This is a genomic window from Halorubrum sp. SD626R (assembly GCF_001261915.1).
GTDB lineage: Archaea > Halobacteriota > Halobacteria > Halobacteriales > Haloferacaceae > Halorubrum.
The window spans coordinates 1-15277 of sequence record NZ_CVRT01000133.1; the positions used below are offsets into that span (position 1 = coordinate 1).

Sequence of the window (15277 nt, forward strand, 5' to 3'; positions counted from 1 at the left end):
GGTCCGGCCACGCGGACGCCGGGATCGCGCTCGGACGGATCGACGGGGCGACCGTGCGGCCCCCCGCGGCGCGGAGCCCCTCGAAGACGCCCATCGGGTCGACGACGACCGGCGAGACGCCCGAGGCGTCCGCGAGCCCCTCGGCGAGGACGCCGAGCGTGTACGATTTCCCGGTGCCTCGCTTGCCGAAGACGACGCCGGCGTGCGGGCGGTCCGCGTCGACGCCGACGGCGGCCCCGGCGCTGCCGTCGCGGGCGAGAAAGGAGCCGAGGCGGACGGTCGGGAGCGTGGCGGCGGATCCGAGCGCGCGGTCCGCATCGTCCTCGCGTCCGAGCACGTGCATACCGGCGGTGGCCGCGGTATCGGGCAAAAAGGCCGGGGAGGCGGAGAGGGGGGGAACGCGCCGACAGCGTCGATCTCGGCCCGACCGCTTATGAGCGATGCCGCGACCAGGGGGCCGTATGTCGGACTCGAAACGCGACGCACGCACCGCGAACCGGCGATCGTTCCGCGCGGACAGCCGCGCGATCGAGGGGTTGCCGGTCAGACTGGTCATCGCCTTGGTCGTCGGCGTCGCCAGCCTCAGCGTGATGATGGGAATGATCGGGGACATCGAGGGGCTCGCCGCGACAGAGGTGGACGCGCAGCCGCAGCCTGAGGTGACGACGCCCGGCGAACAGTCCATCGACGTCTCCGTCATCGACCCCGACGGCGGGCAGGTCGCCGACGCGACGGTGCTCGTCCGCAGCGGATCGGCGCAAATCGACGGGGTCGCGACGGCGGAGACGAACGAAGAAGGGGTCGCGACGGTCGACATCGCGCCGACGCTGGGACCGAACCAGCCGGACGGGACGCTTACGGTCGACGTCAAACCGCCGGCGGAGGGCGACTACGTCGACGAGCGGGAGAACACGGCGGTGCTCGTCGTCGAGGAGTGACGGAGGGGACGCGTCGGGACCCCCCGTCTCACAACCGGTCGTCCCAGTCGATCCACTCCTGCTCCCAGCCGTGTCGCGCGAAGTGGCCCTGCTCGGCCCGCTCGGCGTCCTCGCGGCGCGTGCGGTTCCGCTCCACGCCGCGCTGCTCCCCGTCGACGAGCATCGGCTGGAGGCGGGCCGGACCGGCGGTCTCGACGGTGCGGAACCCGCGCGGGGCGTCGTCGTCCGGGTCCGCCCCCGTCTCGGACGCCGCTTCGATCGCCGCGACCGTCTGGACCGCGTTCCCCCGCGGGTAGACGATCCGCCCGCCGTCGGCGAGCTGTTCCCTGAGCGCGCGCGGCGGTTCGAGGACGGCGGCCTCCAGGAGGATCCGGTCGTACGGCGCGTACTCCGGCAGTCCGTTGGCGCCGTCTCGCCGGTCGACGAGGACGGCGTCGTGGCCCGCCGCGGAGAGGTTCGACCGCGCGATCGACACCGCCTCGCGGTCGATGTCGACCGCGTGGACGTGTCTCGCGCCCGCGATCTCGGCGAGCAGCGCGACCGAGTAGCCGACGCCGGCGCCGACCACGAGGACGTCGTCGCCCTCCGCGGCGTCCAGCGCGGTGATCAGTCGCACCGCCGTCGCCGGCGCGAGGACGCGCGTCCCGGCCTCGTCGCTCGCGGCGTTCGCGTACGGGGAGTCGTCGACGAACGTCTCGCGCGGGATCCGCTTGAGGGCCGTCAGCACGGCGGCGCCGAGCGGCTCGCCGAGCTCGTGTTCGAGCCCCTCGATCATGTCCGCCCGCAGCGACGCCTCGTCCATGGTTCGGCTCGGTGCTCGGTCGCCTAAAACCGCTCGTTCGGCTCGGCAGCGGCGGGACGGTTCCCGGTCAGGCGGGAGCCGTCACCGCATCGGGACGAACCGAACGCCGCCGTGGTCCTCTCGCTTGACGCCGTCCTCGCGGACCGTCAGGCGCACGAGCCGCTGACCGCCGCAACCGAGGGGCCCGCCGCCGCCGACCGGCGCGACGACCCGGCCGCCGGTCCGGACCTGCTCGACGATCGGATCGGGGACGCCGCCGGACGGGGCGCACGTCAGGGAGGCCGCCTCGAACGACGCCTCGTCGCGGAACGCCTCGCGGCCGTCGCCGGCCCGAACGGTCACGTCGTATCCGAGCCAGGCGAGCCGCTCGCGCGCGTCGGCGGCGAGCTCGGGGACGTACTCGGCGCTGTAGACGTTTCCCGCGCCGACGAGCTCGGCGAGGACGGCGGCGTGGTAGCCGCAGCCGGTGCCGACTTCGAGGACGCGGTCTCCGCGGTCCGGACCGAGGAGGTCAGTCATCACCGCGACCATGTGGGGCGCGCTGATCGTCTGGTCGCGGCCGATCGGGAGCGGTCGGTCGGCGTAGGCCCGCGAGCGGTGCTCCTCGGGGACGAACTCGTGTCGCGGGACGGCCCCGATCGCCGACAGCGTACGCTCGCTCACGTCGAGACGCTCGCGGAGCGCGTCGACGAGCTCCCGGCGAGCGGCCGCGCGGTCGGAGCGGTCCGGTTCGTCTCCGGAGCCCGATTCGTTTCCGTCGCCCATGCGAAGCGATAGCACGGGAGCTGTGGAGAAGGTGTCGGCGCCGGCGGTGAGGAATGAGAAAAGCGACCGCTCCGCGTGGATTCGCTACTCCACGTCGATCCGGTGACCGTCGGCGGCGTCGCCGATGTCCTTGGGAAGCGTCACCGTGAGCACGCCGTGCCGGTACGTCGCACTCGCCTCGCTCTCGACGACCGAGGACGGGAGGTCGACCGTTCGCGTGACCGACTCGTGGCGGCGCTCGCGGCGGAGGTATCGAGCTGTCTCGGCCGCCTCGACCTCGTCGGTGGCCGCCTCGGTGGCGGCCCCCGCCTCGTCTATCGCGCCGTCTCGCGTCGTCGCCGCGCGCTCCGCGGTGATCGTGAGCCGACCGTCGGTGGCCCGGACGTCGATCTGCTCGCGGTCGTAGCCGGGGAGATCGGCCACGACGACGAACTCGTCGTCGTACTCCGCGACGTCGACGTCGGTGGTCCGGAGGTCGCGTCCCCACGCCCGATCGACGTCGAACGGGGTGCGGCCGAGGAACTGCTCGATTTCGTCGAAGGGGTTGTATCTGTTCATGACAATCACCTAATAGAGGCGCCGTGAGGTATTAAATACGGAGAGAGCGGTGCTATCTCGCGTCACGGCGGGGGTGTGATCGCCCGCAGGCGCCCGCGCGTCAGCTGACGTCGATGCTGTGGCCGGCGCCGGTCTCCGACCGCTTCGGCAGCGTGACGGTGAGGACCCCGTTCTCGTAGGCGGCGGTCGCGCCGTCGCGCTCGACGGGCTCGGCGAGCGGGATCCGTCGCGAGACGGACCGCGACCGGCGTTCCCGGCGGTGGTACCGGACGTTCGATCCGTCCGGGTCGTCCGGGGCGTCTTCGCCCGCGTCCGCGACCTCGACGTCCCGCTCCTCCTCGCGCGTGGCGGCGATGGAAAGCGAGTCGTCGCGGAGCTCGACGTCGATGTCGTCGTCGTCGAAGCCGGGGAGATCGGCGAGGACCGTGATCGACTCGTCGTCCTCGATCACGTCGACGTCGACGTCGTGGGCGCCGGGGAATTGCGGGCCGCCGGGGGTATCGAGCGTGCCGCCGAGCTCCTCGAACTCCCGGCCCATCCGTTCGAGCAGTTCCTCGATCTCGCCGAAGGGATCGCGTCGTGTCATACAGGTCAGGATTGGTGACGGAGCGACTTGAACGTACGGGCGAGGGAGTTCGGCGGGACAGACGAACGATTCGAGCGGTGGCCAGGCTTCAAACGAACGGGCGCCAGTAGTACGGACTGACGAACCCCTCGATGAACGCGGCGACGGCGATCAGTGTCCCGACGCCGACCAACACCCAGAACGCGGTCTCCAGGGCGTCCGCGAACTCGGCACGGGAGCGCCGCCCGCGGAGGGTCCGCCACGAGACGATCCCGAGACGAATCCCGAGCGCGCCGGAGATGAACAGCGCCGGGATCTCGAGGATCCCGTGCGGGGCGACGAACGCCCCGAGCGCGGCGAGGTTCTCCTCTAACGCCGCCGTGGCCCCGAGCGCGAGGCCGTTGAACGCGATCGACGACAGCGCCGGCACCACGAGGGCGACGCCCGCCAGCGACGTCGCGATAGCGACCGACCAGTTGTTGCCGAAGAAGTTGAGGGCCGCCACGGGCGGGATGTGACCGACGAGTCGGCCCTCGATCGAGGTCGTGATCGCGCCGACGAACGGGTCGACCGCGAGCCACCCGAGCGCGCCGAACCCGACGCCGACGGCGACGGCGACGGCGTGCAGGCCCGGGGTTCGGCGCACGAACGCGGTCATCTCGCGCCAGCCGCGGCGGACGCCGCCGGACAGCTGCGCGCGGAGGCTCGCCTCGGGGGGGTCGTGCGGGTCGACCGCGCCGCGGTAGTCGCCGTAGAGGACGGTCTTGAGCAGGTCGAGGGCGGGCGCGGCGACGACGGCGCTGACGAGCGCGACGACCGCGCCGCCGCCGAGGAACGCCAGCGCGGAGGCGGCGGACGAGATCGCGACGAGGACGCCGACGGCGACGACGAGGTACGCGGCGGCGTCGGCCGGATTCGATCGGACGAACCCGCCGGCGCCCTCCACGGCGGCAACCGCGCCCGCGTCGTCGACGACGACGGCGGCCGGGGCGAACGCGAAGACGGCCCGCACGAGCAGGAGGGCGACGAGGCCGACGAGCAGGCCCACGAGCGCGGCCGCGGCGCCGAGGAACGGGTTGACGGCGAACGCGGCGCCGACCGCGATCCCGCCGAGGAGGAGGACGCCGAGCCAGCAGAACAGTTCGGCGACGTAGATCCCGAGGAACGTGAGCCAGCGGTCTCGGACGCCGGCGATCCCGGCGGTGAGCCCGCGGGCGCTCCGAAGCCGGGCGACGACGGCGGACATCTGCCCGGCCGAGACCGCGGCGTACGTCAGGACCGCGATCGCGGCGGTCGCGGCCGTTCCGGCCGCGATGAGGACGATCGCGGTCGGCGACGCGAGCGGTTCGAGCGCCGGGGCGAGCGACTCGCTCCACGACTGCAACGCCTCGGGGTCCTGCGTGTCGGGCGGCGTCAGGTCCATTCCCGCGAGCGATTCGCGGGCGGCCGCGAGCCGGCCGGTGAGCTCGAGGTGGAGGTAGACGCCGGCGAGCGCGGTGAACAGGCCGATCCGGGCGATGACGGGGACCGCCGTTCCGAGGAGGTAGAACGGGATCAGGTCAGCGGGGCGCCGCCGGAGGGTGGAGGCCGCGGCGGTGACGGCGGATGACAGATCCATGCGAGGCGGTTCGGTCGTTCGACACTTAATGGGTCCGTGTACCGGGGTCGGGTCGGTACGGGGCCGGCCGCCGGATCGCGGGTCGGTCCGTCACCGGGTCGCGAGTAAATCCGTCACCGGGTCGCGAGTAAATCCGTCACCGGGTCGCCGACTCAGTCCGTCGCCGGCTCCTCAGCCTCGTCGACCTCAGAGTCGCCCTCGGAGTCGACGCCGCTGCCGCGTTCCGCCATGAGGTCCGCGGCGCGCCCGGCCCAGCCGGAGTACCGGAAGCCGGCGATCGCCACGAGCGCCATCCAGGCGTACGCGAGCGAGACGCCGACGTACGCGCCCGTCGGACCGAGACCGACCGTCCGCCCGAGCAGCCACGACGCGCCGAGGAACAGCCCGAACATCCCCGACACCCGCGCGAGGAGCGGGACCCGCGTCTCGCTCGCCCCCTGCAGCGCGCCGGAGAGCGCGGAGAAGCAGGCGAGCGCGGTCCCGGCGACCCCGTAGACGCGGGCGAAGTCGACCGCGTAGCGGACCGTCGGCGCGTCGTCGGTGAACAGCGGGACGAGCCGCGGCGCGGCGACGACGAGGCCGCCGCCGATCGCCCCGACCGTGAGCACGCCGAGCCCGGCGACCGCCCATCCGTTGAACCGCGCCTCGTCCGGGTCGCCGGCGCCGAGCGCCTGCCCGACGAGCACCGAGGCCGCCACGTTGTACCCGCGCGAGAGCGGGCCGGTCACCTGCTGGTACGCCCGCCGCCCGATCTGGAAGCCGGCGTTGACCGCCTCGCCGAACCCGAGGAGGAGGGCGTTAAACGGGAACTCGGCGAGCTCCGAGCCGAACCCCTCGGCCACCCGCGGCGCGCTCACGCGGAGGAGCTGGCCGGCGATCGTGAGGTCCCGGGGGCGCGCGAAGCTCGCGTCGGTCCGGGGACCCCAGATCGCGAGACAGAGGAGCCCGGCGGTGAGCACGTTCGCGCCCGCGGTCGCCAGCCCGACGCCGACGACTTCGAGCCGGGGGAGGCCGAACAGCCCCAGCCCGAGCGCGACGGAGCCGACGATGTTGAGCGAGTTGGCCGCGACGTTGACGTACATCGGCGTTCGGGTGTCGCCGGTCCCCTGGAGCGCGCGGGCGCCGACCAGGGCGACGTGGCGCGCGGGCGCGGTCGCGAAGACGATCGCGAGGTACGTCGAGCCGAGGGCGACGACCTCCGGCGCGGTCCGCTCCCCGACCAGCCGGCCGAAGGCGTCGATCGCGAGCTCGCCGAAAAAGAGGCCGAACAGCACGAACGGGAGCCCGGCGAGCGCGCCGATCAGGATCGCCTGCGTCACCGCCTCGTCGCGGTTCCCCGTCGCGCCGGCGCCCGTGTCCTGCGAGGAGAGCGCGATCGCGCCGCCGCCGAGGCCGAGCCCGATCCGGAGCGGGAACCGGGCGTAGAGGTCGGCGAGGCCGGTAGCGACGACCGCGGCCGGCGAGAACAGCGCGGTGACGAGCACGTCGGTCGTCCGCATCGCGGTGCGGAACGTCTGCTCGGCCATCACGGGCCACGCGAGCGCGAAGACGCGCCGCCAGACGCCGCGCAGCCGCGGGAGGTCCATGCGTCACGCCGGAGGGCCGTGCGCCGCTTTTACGTGTCGGAGCCGGTCGAGGCCGCCGGGTCCGGGGCGGTTCGCCTCGCCCGACGTCTCCGCGCCCGAAGCTTCAAGCGTGCGAACGACCCACGCGGACTATGGACGTGTTCGCGTACGGGACGCTGACCGAGCCGGACCGCGTCGCCGCGGTGCTCGACTCGTACGTCTACGTCGGTCCGGCGACCCTGACGGGACTCCGTCCCGTGGAGGGGCGGTACCCGACGCTCGCCCCGGGAGGCGAGACGGCCGGTCGGCTCCTCCGGACCGACGAGACGGCCGCGCTCGACGAGTACGAGGGCGTCGAGGAGGGGCTGTACCACCGGGTGAGCGTCCCGCTCGACGCGCCGGACGGGCACCCGGATCGGGCCGCCGTCTACGTGGGCGACCCGGAGCGCCTCGACGCGGACGCCTCGTGGCCGGACGCGACGCGGTCGGGGACGAGCCGCCCGGACGGGTCCGCGGACTCCGATCGGGGGTTCGCCGAGCGCGTCGCGGCGTACCTCGAACGGGCCGACGTGCGGGTGCGGCTGACCCCCGAAAAACCCCGTCTGACGGAGGAATGACGGCGCCGCAGTCGTGTGGTTTCACTTTCACTCCGCTAGCCCCACCTTTTTGTATTCAGCCCGTTTGAGTCCAGGTGCACGTCACACGCGTGCATTCCCCCCTTCTCAGACGGCGAGCCGGTCGCTCGCCCGTCGGCTTCCGCCCGGTCCGGAGCGCGCAGCCCGTCGTCCGGCCCGAGCGGTGTGCGAGGCGCGCCGGACCGGAACCGATTAGCGGGCGGGGCGGCGACGGGGACGCATGCTGTCCCTCTCCGACGTTCGCGCGGCGCGCGAGCGCGTCGACGGCGTGGCGCGTCACACGCCCTTAGAGCGGTCGCGGACCTTCTCCGAGATGAGTGGCGCGGACGTCCGCCTCAAGCTGGAGAACTTCCAGCGCACCGGGGCGTTCAAGATCCGCGGCGCGATGAACCGGATCGCGACGCTCTCGGAGGCGGAGCGCGAGGCCGGGGTCGTCACCGCGAGCGCGGGGAACCACGCGCAGGGCGTCGCCCTCGCGGCCCAGCGCGCGGGCGTCGACGCCACCGTCGTGATGCCGAAGTTCGCGCCGGTCTCGAAGGTGAAGGCCACCCGCGGGTACGGCGCGAGCGTCCGGCTGGAGGGCGTCGACTACGACGAGGCGCAGGCGTACGCCCATCAGCTGGAGCGCGAGGAGGACCGGACCTACGTCCACGCGTTCGACGATCCGGTCGTGATGGCCGGGCAGGGGACGCTCGGCCTGGAGATCGTCGACGACTGCCCCGAGCTCGACACGGTCGTCGTCCCGATCGGCGGCGGCGGGCTGATCTCGGGCGTCGCGGTCGCGGTCAAAGAACAGCTCCCGGACGCCCGCGTCGTCGGCGTGCAGGCCGAGGGCGCCGCCTCGGCCGCGAAGTCGCTCGAAGCGGGCGAAGTCACGGAGATCGACAGCGTCGACACGATCGCCGACGGGATCGCCACGCGCGCGGTCGGCGGGGAGACCCTCGAAGTCATGGCGGAGTACGTCGACGAGGTTGTCACCGTCGACGACCGCGAGATCGCCCTCGCGCTCACGCTCCTCTTGGAACGCGCGAAGACGCTCGTCGAGGGCGCCGGCGCGGTCGCGCTCGCCGCCGTGCTCTCCGAGGCGTTCGAGTACGACGACGGCGAGACGATCGTCGCCGCGCTCTGCGGGGGTAACATCGACCTCAACCGCCTCGGGACCGTGATCCGGCGCGGGCTGGTCCAGATGGGTCGATACCTCAAGATCACGGTCAGCCTGAAGGACCGACCCGGCGAGCTGGAGCGGGTCTCCAGCATCGTCGCGCGCACCGGCGCGAACGTGTACGCGGTCCACCACGACCGCACCTCGCGGGACGTCGCCGTCAACGCCGCCGAACTCGAACTCGAACTGGAGACCGACGACGCCGAACACGCCGCCGACATCGTCGACGCACTCGAAGCCGACGGGTACGAGGTCGAGGTCCTGTCCTGAGCCGAGCGGCGACTTTTATAAACAGGACGGCGGCGGCGCGTGCCGGTGAGCGGCCGACAGGCCGCGAACCGCACGCGCGAGGGACGCGGTGAGTGAGGGGCGACCGCAGGGAGCCCCGAACGAACCGCGAGGCTGGGGAGGCGTGAGGCGCGGTCGCCGTGCGGGGCGGGACTCAAAGGGGCAGGCGCGAGTCCTCGCCCTTGGGGCTTTGCCGGTGTTCGCCGCCGATCTGCTGTCAACAACTTATAAGCGAGCGCCTGGGGCTTTGCCGGTGTTGACGGGAGTAATGTCGGTGACGTATCGCCGAACGGCCGGTACTGTGGAAGGAGTCGCCGTTGAGTCAGTATTCGCGTATCGTCGAGCCACCGGGGGCGTGTCGGTGTTCGCCGCGACCGCGACTCACTCCGACGAGTTCGCGGAGCCGTTCGTTTGTGCCGGGGCCGAAACGCTTCCGCTCACGCTCGTCGACCCGCCGAGGAGGGTGTGGTCAGAGTCGCCGCGCAGCGTCGTGACCCGCTCGCCGTCCTGTTTCACGATCAGGGTCCAGGGATCGTCCCCCGCGGGCATCCGCACCGTGCCGTTGTAGCGGACGACCCCCGAACACGACCGGGACGCATTCCCCGCCTCCTCGATCGGAACGTCGAGGACGTAGGCGGACTCGTTCAGCCGTTCGAACGTCGGGCCGCCGACCGCGTGCGAGGAACTCGGCAGCGAGACGTTTCGAGCGTACGTTACCTCCGTGTTCTCGGGCCCGGCAGACACCGCGGTCGAACTGTTGGCCGCGAACTCGTCGGGACAGCGGACCTCGTCGGAATCGAACTGAAGCAGCGCCGGCGGATCGCTCGCCCCGCCGAGGAGGCCGCCGGGCCCTCCCGCCACAGGACCCGCGAGGGCGACGGCGCTACCGGTCACGAACAACGCGAGCGCGACGGCGACGACGGCCAGACCACGTCCGTTCATCTCGTTTCGAACGACGGGAGAGGCGGGGATAGTACCGCGTATGGCTCAAAGAAGAGTTTGCGTCACCGATCGCCTCGGGCGTGCGGACGGGGGCGTCGGGGCGGTGAACCGAACGCACCCGAAGCGGTGAACCGCGTCTCAGTCGTCCGCGGCCGCGGCGTCGACCTCACCTTCATAAAGCTCGCCGGCGCGCTCGCGCTCGGAGAGGTAGTCGTCGGCGTCGAGCGCGGCCTGCACGCCCATGCCGCTGGCGGTGGCCGCCTGCTGGTAGTGGAAGTCGACCACGTCGCCCGCGCCGAAGAGGCCCTCGACGCCGGTGGCGGTCTGGTTCGCGCCGCGGCCGCCCTCGGTGATCAGGTAGCCGTCGTCGTCGGTCTCGATCCCGGTCCCCTCCAGGAAGTCGGTGTTCGGCGTGTGGCCGATGGCGAAGAAGACGGCGCCCACGTCGAAGTCGTACTCGTCGACCTCGTCCGCGGTCGCCGGGTCGTCGAGCTTCTCCTTCGGGTGCCCGTCCGGGTGCTCGACGAGCGTCACGCGGTCGACGCCGTCCTCGGGTGTGCCGTGGATCTCGGTGAGCTCGGTGTTGAGCAGGAGCTCGATCTCGCCGTCGTCGACCTTGTCCATCACGCGCTCGATCCAGACGTCCTCGGCGCGGAACTCCTCGCGGCGGTGCGCGATGTACACCGTGTCCGCGAACTTCGTCAGGAAGTTCGCCTCCTCCATGGCCGCGTCGCCGCCGCCGACGACGAGCATGTCCTCGCCGCGGAAGAAGGCGCCGTCGCAGGTCGCACAGGTCGAGAGCCCGTACCCCATCAGCTCGTCCTCGCCGGGGACGCCGAGCGTCCGGGCGCTCGCGCCGGAGGCGGCGATGACGGCGTCGGCGGTGTAGACGTCGCCGTTCGTGAGCGCGACGCGGAAGTGGCCCGCGGGCTCCTTCGAGACGTCCTCGATGACGCCGTTTCGGGCCTCGGCGCCGAACTTCTCGGCCTGCGCTTTCATGTCGTTGATCAGTTCCGGCCCGGAGATCCCCTCGGGGAAGCCGGGGTAGTTCTCCACGTCGGTCGTCAGCGTGAGCTGGCCGCCCGGCTCGTCCCCCTCGATGAGCAGGGGGTCGTTGTTCGACCGCGCGGCGTAGATGGCCGCGGAAAGCCCCGCGATGCCGGTGCCGGCGATGATCAGTCGGCGGTGGTCGACGGCGTCGTCAGTCATGTGATACCGTTCGCCGCCGCGGAACATGTAGGTTGCGCCATCGGGCGCGATTGCCGAACACGAGTCGACGGCGGCGGAGGACCGGACCGGGCCCGAATCGCTCGCGGCGGAACGGCCGCCCTCAGTCGGTCGAAAACTTCGGTCCCGCGTCGGGCGGCCGCGTCGGCGCGTCGTCGAGCGCCTCGAAGAAGCGGCCGGAGACGAACGCTTCGACGACCTCCGCCAGCGACTCCGACTCCGACGCCTCCTCTAAGATGCCGAGCGGGACCTGCGCGCCGGCCATGGTGGCGTGACCGCCGGCGGAGCCGACCGGATCGAGCGCGTCGCGGAGCAGCTCGCCCACGTCGAGGTCCGTCCCGCGCGACCGCGCGGAGCCGTAGACCACCCCGTCCATGTAGCCGTAGACGAACGTGACCGCGATCCCGTCGAGGTCGAGGAGGCGCTCCGCCGCCTGCGCGAGCGTGTCGCGGTCGCTGATCTCGCCGACGCAGGAGGCGACCGTCGACCCCCGGACGTCCCGCCCCTCGATGGCGTTCGCGAGCACCCGGAGCGTCTCCTGGCTCACGCTCGGGCTCTCGACGCGTTCGAGCGTGGACTCGTCGGCGAGCGGCGACAGCGACGCCGCCGCCTCGAAGTCGGGGATCGACGTCGACCGCGTGAAGTCCTTCGTGTCGATCCGGATCCCGTACAGCAGGGCCGTGGCGAGGGACCGGTCCGGCTCGACGCCGAGCCGCGAGAGGTACTCCTCGATGAGCGTGCTCGTCGCGCCGGCGTCCGGCCGGATGTCGACGAACGAGCCGGCGACCGGTCCGCGCGGCGGGTGGTGGTCGACGACGATGTCGACCGGATGCCCCTCGGGGAGGCTGTCGTTGATCCCCGCCCGCGAGTGGTCGACGAGGGCGACCCCGTCGTAGTCGTCGAGGTCGACCCCGTCGAACGTCGACAGCGAGAGGTCGAGGAGGTTCACCATCGCGCGGTTCTCCTGGTGGGCGATCTCACCGCCGTAACAGGGGTCGGCGGGGACGCCCACGACGTCGGCGACCCGCGCTAACCCGATCGCGCTCGCGATGGCGTCCGGGTCGGGGTTGTCGTGGGCGACGACGAGGAGGGGCCCGGAGAGCTCGCGGAGCGTCGCGAGCAGCCGGACGGGGAGCTCCTCCGTCCCCGGGTCGTCGCCGTCGGCGCCGACCGCCTCGCAGACGCGCGAGACCAGCGCCTCGACCGGGTCGACGACGCGGTCGGCGACCGCCTCCAGCGCCGACTGCTCGGCCGCGGTCGGGTTCTCCCCGACGTGCGCGACGATCATCGCGTCCGGGTAGCGCTCCCGCGCGGCCTCGGCGGCGGCGACGTTGCGCGCGGGGTCGTCGCTCGCCACCAGCACGACCGCGGCGCGGTCGGGGTACGCCGACGGGTCGGTGGGGTCGGCCTCGACGGTGGCGACGTTGCGGTCGCGGAGCGTCGACACCCATCCGGTGTCGTCGGTGATCGCGACGAGCTCGACGTTCTCCTCGCGGCTGCGGTCGACGAGCGTGTTCCCGACCGCGCTACAGCCGAGCAGCAGACGCCGGGCCATACGGGCGCGAAGTGGTCGGAAAGGAAAACGCTGCCGTCATTCGTCGGCGTCCGTCCCCGCGGCGTCCGCACTTTCGGCGTCCGCGCCCTCACGCAGCGCCCCGTTCACCGCGGCGGCGACGTCGACCGCGGCGCGGTTCTCGGCCACGTCGTGGACGCGCACGAGGTCGGCGCCGCGGTCGGCGGCGAGCGCGGTGGCGGCGACGGTCGCGTGCTCGCGGTCGTCCGGGCCGCGGTCGACCGCCCCGAACATCGACTTGTGCGAGTGGCCGATGAGCACGGGACAGTCGAGCGCGGCGAACTCGCCGACGCGGTCGACCAGCTCGAACGCCTCGGCAGCCGACTTCCCGAAGCCGAGCCCGGGGTCGACGATCACCCTGTCCCGGTCGATCCCGGCCGTGTCGGCGAGCGCCAGCCGCTCGCGGAGCGACGCGATGGCGTCGCCGACCACGTCGTCGTACTCGGGGTCGCTCGTCGGGTCGACCGGGGCGTCGAGGCTGTGCATCACGACGACCGGGCAGTCCGCCTCGGCGACGACCTCGCGCATCGCCGGGTCCTCCAGCCCGGTCACGTCGTTGATCACGTCCGCGCCGGCCTCCAGCGCCGCCGCCGCGACCTCGGCCTTCCGCGTGTCGACAGAGACCAGCACGTCGCCGTCGGCGACCGCCGGCACCGACTGGGCCGCCTCGACCGTCGGGACGACCCGGTCGATCTCCTCGTCGACGGGGACCGGCTCCGCGCCCGGCCGGGTGGATTCGCCGCCGACGTCGACGACGTCGACCCCGGCCTCGACCATGCGCTCGACGCCCGCGACCGCGTCTTCGAGGGCCTCGTGGCGCCCGCCGTCGTGGAAGGAGTCCGGCGTGACGTTGAGCACGCCCATCACCGCGGTGCCGTCGGTCCAGGGGTAGTCGGGGTCCGAACCGCTCCCGGCGTCCGAATCCGTCTCGTCGAAGCCGAGCCGCTCGGCGACGTCGTCCGCGACGCCCGCGAGCCCCTCGCCCTCCCGGGCACGCAGGCGGTCCAGCAGCTCGCGGTACTCGGCGACCGTCGCGCCCAGCGTGACCGGTACCTGCTCGCCGCCCGGAACGCGTCCCTCGCCCGCGCCGAGTCCCCCGATCGCGGCGTCGCCCCCGACCGCCCGGACCGCGGCCGCGAGGCGCTCGGCGCGGTCGCCGCGCAGTCGGAGCGTCAGGACGCGGTGGTCGATCCCGTCGGCGCGGGCCGCGGCCGCGTCCGGCGGGACCCCGGCCGCGTCGAGCGTGCGCCGGGCGTCGTCCCCGCCGCGTCGACTCCCGCCGTCGACCGACCGCGGCGTCACGGTCCGGAGCCGGGCCGCGCGCGCCTCGGCGACCGCGAACAGCGAGCCGACGAGCAGCACGCAGTCGTCCGGGTCGGCCCGGTCGACCGCGCGGTCCAGCGCGGCGGCCACGTCGTCGCCGACGGTCACCTCGTCGACGCCGGCGCCGCGGAGCGCGGCCGCGAGCACCTCCGGGTCCTCCGCGCGGTCGAGCGCCGGCCGACAGGTGACCGCCGAGGCGGCGTCGGGGAGCGCGCCCGCGGCGCCCGCGTGGTCCTTGTCGTGCATCGCCGCGTACACGAGGTGGAGGTCGTCGTAGTCGTACTCGGCGAGCGTCCCCGCGAGCGTCCGGCAGGCGGCCGGGTTGTGCGCCCCGTCGAGCACCGTGAGCGGCGCCGTCTCGATCACCTCGAACCGGCCGGGCCACGTCGCCCGGGCGAGCCCGTCGCGGACCGCCGACTCCGGGGTGTGTTCGTCCGCTTCGCTTTCCGCTCCGCCGGCCACCGCCGCCGCAGTCCGCCGGGCCAGCGCGACGGCGACCCCCGCGTTCGTCGCCTGGTGGTCGCCGACGAGCGGGATCCGGTAGGTCCCCGCGGCCTCGCCGGCGAGCGTCGCCTCGGCGTCGGTGGGGCTCACGCGCCCGTCGTAGGCGACGGAGAGAACGGCGTCCGAGTTCGAACCGGCGTCGGTGGCGTCCGCCCCCGCCACCCTCGCGACCGGCGCGCCCGCCTCGTCGGCGACCTCGCCGACGACGGCGAGCGCCTCGCCCTCGCAGGCCGTCACGAGGGGGGCGCCCGGCTCGGCGATCCGGGCCTTCGTGCGGGCGATCTCCGCGATCGTGTCGCCGAGGACGTCGGTGTGTTCGAGCGAGACGTTCGTCACGGCGGTCGCGACGGGGGTGACCGCGCTGGTCGCGTCGTACTCGCCGCCCAACCCGACCTCCAGCACCGCGACGTCGACGTCGCGGCGCGCGAAGTCGCGGATCGCCATCGCCGTGACGACCTCGAAGAAGGTGAGCGGCTCGCCGGCGGCGGCCCGTTCGACGAGCCACGGCTTCGCCTCGGCCACGAAGTCGGCGATCGCGTCCTCGGTCATCGGCAGCCCGTCGACGCGGACGCGCTCGGCGAGCGCCGAGAGGTGCGGCGAGGTGTAGAGGCCGACCGAGAGCCCGGCCTCGCGCAGGATCGACTCGGTCATCCGCGCCGCGCTCCCCTTCCCGTTCGAGCCGGCCACCTGCACGAACGGCACCTCGTCTTCGGGGTTGCCGAGCCGGTCGAGCAGCGCCGCGATCCGCTCGGTCCCGGGCTTGACCGAGAAGCGGCGGAGGTCGAAGAGGAACGCCGCCGCCTCGTGGTAGT

Annotated in this window: 14 protein-coding genes; 3 read left to right on the plus strand and 11 right to left on the minus strand. The window is 73.1% G+C overall.

Features of this window, described 5'->3' with window-relative positions:
- Positions 1–343: helicase HerA domain-containing protein (locus SD626R_RS13115; protein WP_137782743.1), on the minus strand; the 343-nt coding region annotated here is incomplete at its 3' end.
- A gap of 118 nt (positions 344–461) precedes the next feature.
- On the opposite strand from SD626R_RS13115, the gene SD626R_RS13120 reads away from it, so the two are divergent.
- A complete protein-coding gene (locus SD626R_RS13120; RefSeq protein WP_092566789.1) occupies positions 462–938 on the plus strand; it encodes a DUF7382 domain-containing protein in 477 nt (158 codons plus the stop codon).
- Positions 939–966: 28 nt separating this feature from the next.
- Here SD626R_RS13120 and SD626R_RS13125 read toward each other — a convergent pair whose 3' ends face one another.
- The 6 genes from SD626R_RS13125 to SD626R_RS13150 form a co-directional block, all read right to left on the minus strand.
- The gene (locus SD626R_RS13125) at positions 967–1740 is read right to left on the minus strand and encodes a protein-L-isoaspartate O-methyltransferase family protein (protein ID WP_092566790.1); all 774 of its coding nucleotides are present in this window, start codon (positions 1738–1740) and stop codon (positions 967–969) included.
- An 81-nt stretch (positions 1741–1821) separates the two neighbouring features.
- The gene (gene pcm / locus SD626R_RS13130; protein WP_092566791.1) at positions 1822–2505 is read right to left on the minus strand and encodes a protein-L-isoaspartate O-methyltransferase; all 684 of its coding nucleotides are present in this window, start codon (positions 2503–2505) and stop codon (positions 1822–1824) included.
- A gap of 84 nt (positions 2506–2589) precedes the next feature.
- The gene (locus tag SD626R_RS13135; RefSeq protein WP_092566792.1) at positions 2590–3063 is read right to left on the minus strand and encodes an Hsp20/alpha crystallin family protein; all 474 of its coding nucleotides are present in this window, start codon (positions 3061–3063) and stop codon (positions 2590–2592) included.
- A gap of 100 nt (positions 3064–3163) precedes the next feature.
- A complete protein-coding gene (locus SD626R_RS13140; RefSeq protein WP_092566793.1) occupies positions 3164–3649 on the minus strand; it encodes an Hsp20/alpha crystallin family protein in 486 nt (161 codons plus the stop codon).
- An 88-nt stretch (positions 3650–3737) separates the two neighbouring features.
- On the minus strand, positions 3738–5246 hold the full coding sequence (locus SD626R_RS13145; RefSeq protein ID WP_092566794.1) for a stage II sporulation protein M: 1509 nt from the start codon (positions 5244–5246) through the stop codon (positions 3738–3740).
- A 152-nt stretch (positions 5247–5398) separates the two neighbouring features.
- Positions 5399–6832 carry an MATE family efflux transporter gene (locus tag SD626R_RS13150; protein ID WP_092566795.1) on the minus strand — a complete coding sequence of 478 codons (1434 nt, stop codon included), beginning with the start codon at positions 6830–6832 and terminating at the stop codon, positions 5399–5401.
- A 131-nt stretch (positions 6833–6963) separates the two neighbouring features.
- Here SD626R_RS13150 and SD626R_RS13155 point away from each other — a divergent pair, with 131 nt between their 5' ends.
- Both SD626R_RS13155 and ilvA read left to right on the plus strand, forming a co-directional pair.
- Complete coding sequence (locus tag SD626R_RS13155; RefSeq protein ID WP_092566796.1) at positions 6964–7428, plus strand: gamma-glutamylcyclotransferase family protein; 465 nt, start codon at positions 6964–6966, stop codon at positions 7426–7428.
- 238 nt (positions 7429–7666) lie between these two features.
- Positions 7667–8878 (plus strand): threonine ammonia-lyase, encoded by a 1212-nt coding sequence (gene ilvA, locus SD626R_RS13160; protein ID WP_092566797.1) that lies wholly within the window; start codon positions 7667–7669, stop codon positions 8876–8878.
- Between the two features lie 399 nt (positions 8879–9277).
- Here the strand turns inward: ilvA and SD626R_RS13165 are convergent, their stop codons facing one another.
- From SD626R_RS13165 to folP, 4 genes are all read right to left on the minus strand, one after another.
- Positions 9278–9838: a hypothetical protein gene (locus tag SD626R_RS13165; RefSeq protein WP_092566798.1), complete on the minus strand. Its 561-nt coding sequence runs from the start codon at positions 9836–9838 to the stop codon at positions 9278–9280.
- A 138-nt stretch (positions 9839–9976) separates the two neighbouring features.
- Positions 9977–11047, minus strand: coding sequence for an NAD(P)/FAD-dependent oxidoreductase (locus tag SD626R_RS13170; protein ID WP_092566799.1), 1071 nt, complete (start codon positions 11045–11047; stop codon positions 9977–9979).
- Between the two features lie 121 nt (positions 11048–11168).
- Positions 11169–12620 (minus strand): DHH family phosphoesterase, encoded by a 1452-nt coding sequence (locus SD626R_RS13175; protein WP_092566800.1) that lies wholly within the window; start codon positions 12618–12620, stop codon positions 11169–11171.
- A 36-nt stretch (positions 12621–12656) separates the two neighbouring features.
- On the minus strand, positions 12657–15277 hold a 2621-nt coding region (folP, locus tag SD626R_RS13180), incomplete at its 5' end, for a dihydropteroate synthase (RefSeq protein WP_092566801.1).

What these genes read in the sequence shown, in the direction of transcription:
- SD626R_RS13120 (WP_092566789.1), top strand. Translation starts at nt 462, where the DNA reads ATGTCGGACTCGAAACGCGACGCACGCACCGCGAACCGGCGATCGTTC.
- SD626R_RS13125 (WP_092566790.1), bottom strand. Translation starts at nt 1,740, where the DNA reads ATGGACGAGGCGTCGCTGCGGGCGGACATGATCGAGGGGCTCGAACAC.
- pcm (WP_092566791.1), bottom strand. Translation starts at nt 2,505, where the DNA reads ATGGGCGACGGAAACGAATCGGGCTCCGGAGACGAACCGGACCGCTCC.
- SD626R_RS13135 (WP_092566792.1), bottom strand. Translation starts at nt 3,063, where the DNA reads ATGAACAGATACAACCCCTTCGACGAAATCGAGCAGTTCCTCGGCCGC.
- SD626R_RS13140 (WP_092566793.1), bottom strand. Translation starts at nt 3,649, where the DNA reads ATGACACGACGCGATCCCTTCGGCGAGATCGAGGAACTGCTCGAACGG.
- SD626R_RS13145 (WP_092566794.1), bottom strand. Translation starts at nt 5,246, where the DNA reads ATGGATCTGTCATCCGCCGTCACCGCCGCGGCCTCCACCCTCCGGCGG.
- SD626R_RS13150 (WP_092566795.1), bottom strand. Translation starts at nt 6,832, where the DNA reads ATGGACCTCCCGCGGCTGCGCGGCGTCTGGCGGCGCGTCTTCGCGCTC.
- SD626R_RS13155 (WP_092566796.1), top strand. Translation starts at nt 6,964, where the DNA reads ATGGACGTGTTCGCGTACGGGACGCTGACCGAGCCGGACCGCGTCGCC.
- ilvA (WP_092566797.1), top strand. Translation starts at nt 7,667, where the DNA reads ATGCTGTCCCTCTCCGACGTTCGCGCGGCGCGCGAGCGCGTCGACGGC.
- SD626R_RS13165 (WP_092566798.1), bottom strand. Translation starts at nt 9,838, where the DNA reads ATGAACGGACGTGGTCTGGCCGTCGTCGCCGTCGCGCTCGCGTTGTTC.
- SD626R_RS13170 (WP_092566799.1), bottom strand. Translation starts at nt 11,047, where the DNA reads ATGACTGACGACGCCGTCGACCACCGCCGACTGATCATCGCCGGCACC.
- SD626R_RS13175 (WP_092566800.1), bottom strand. Translation starts at nt 12,620, where the DNA reads ATGGCCCGGCGTCTGCTGCTCGGCTGTAGCGCGGTCGGGAACACGCTC.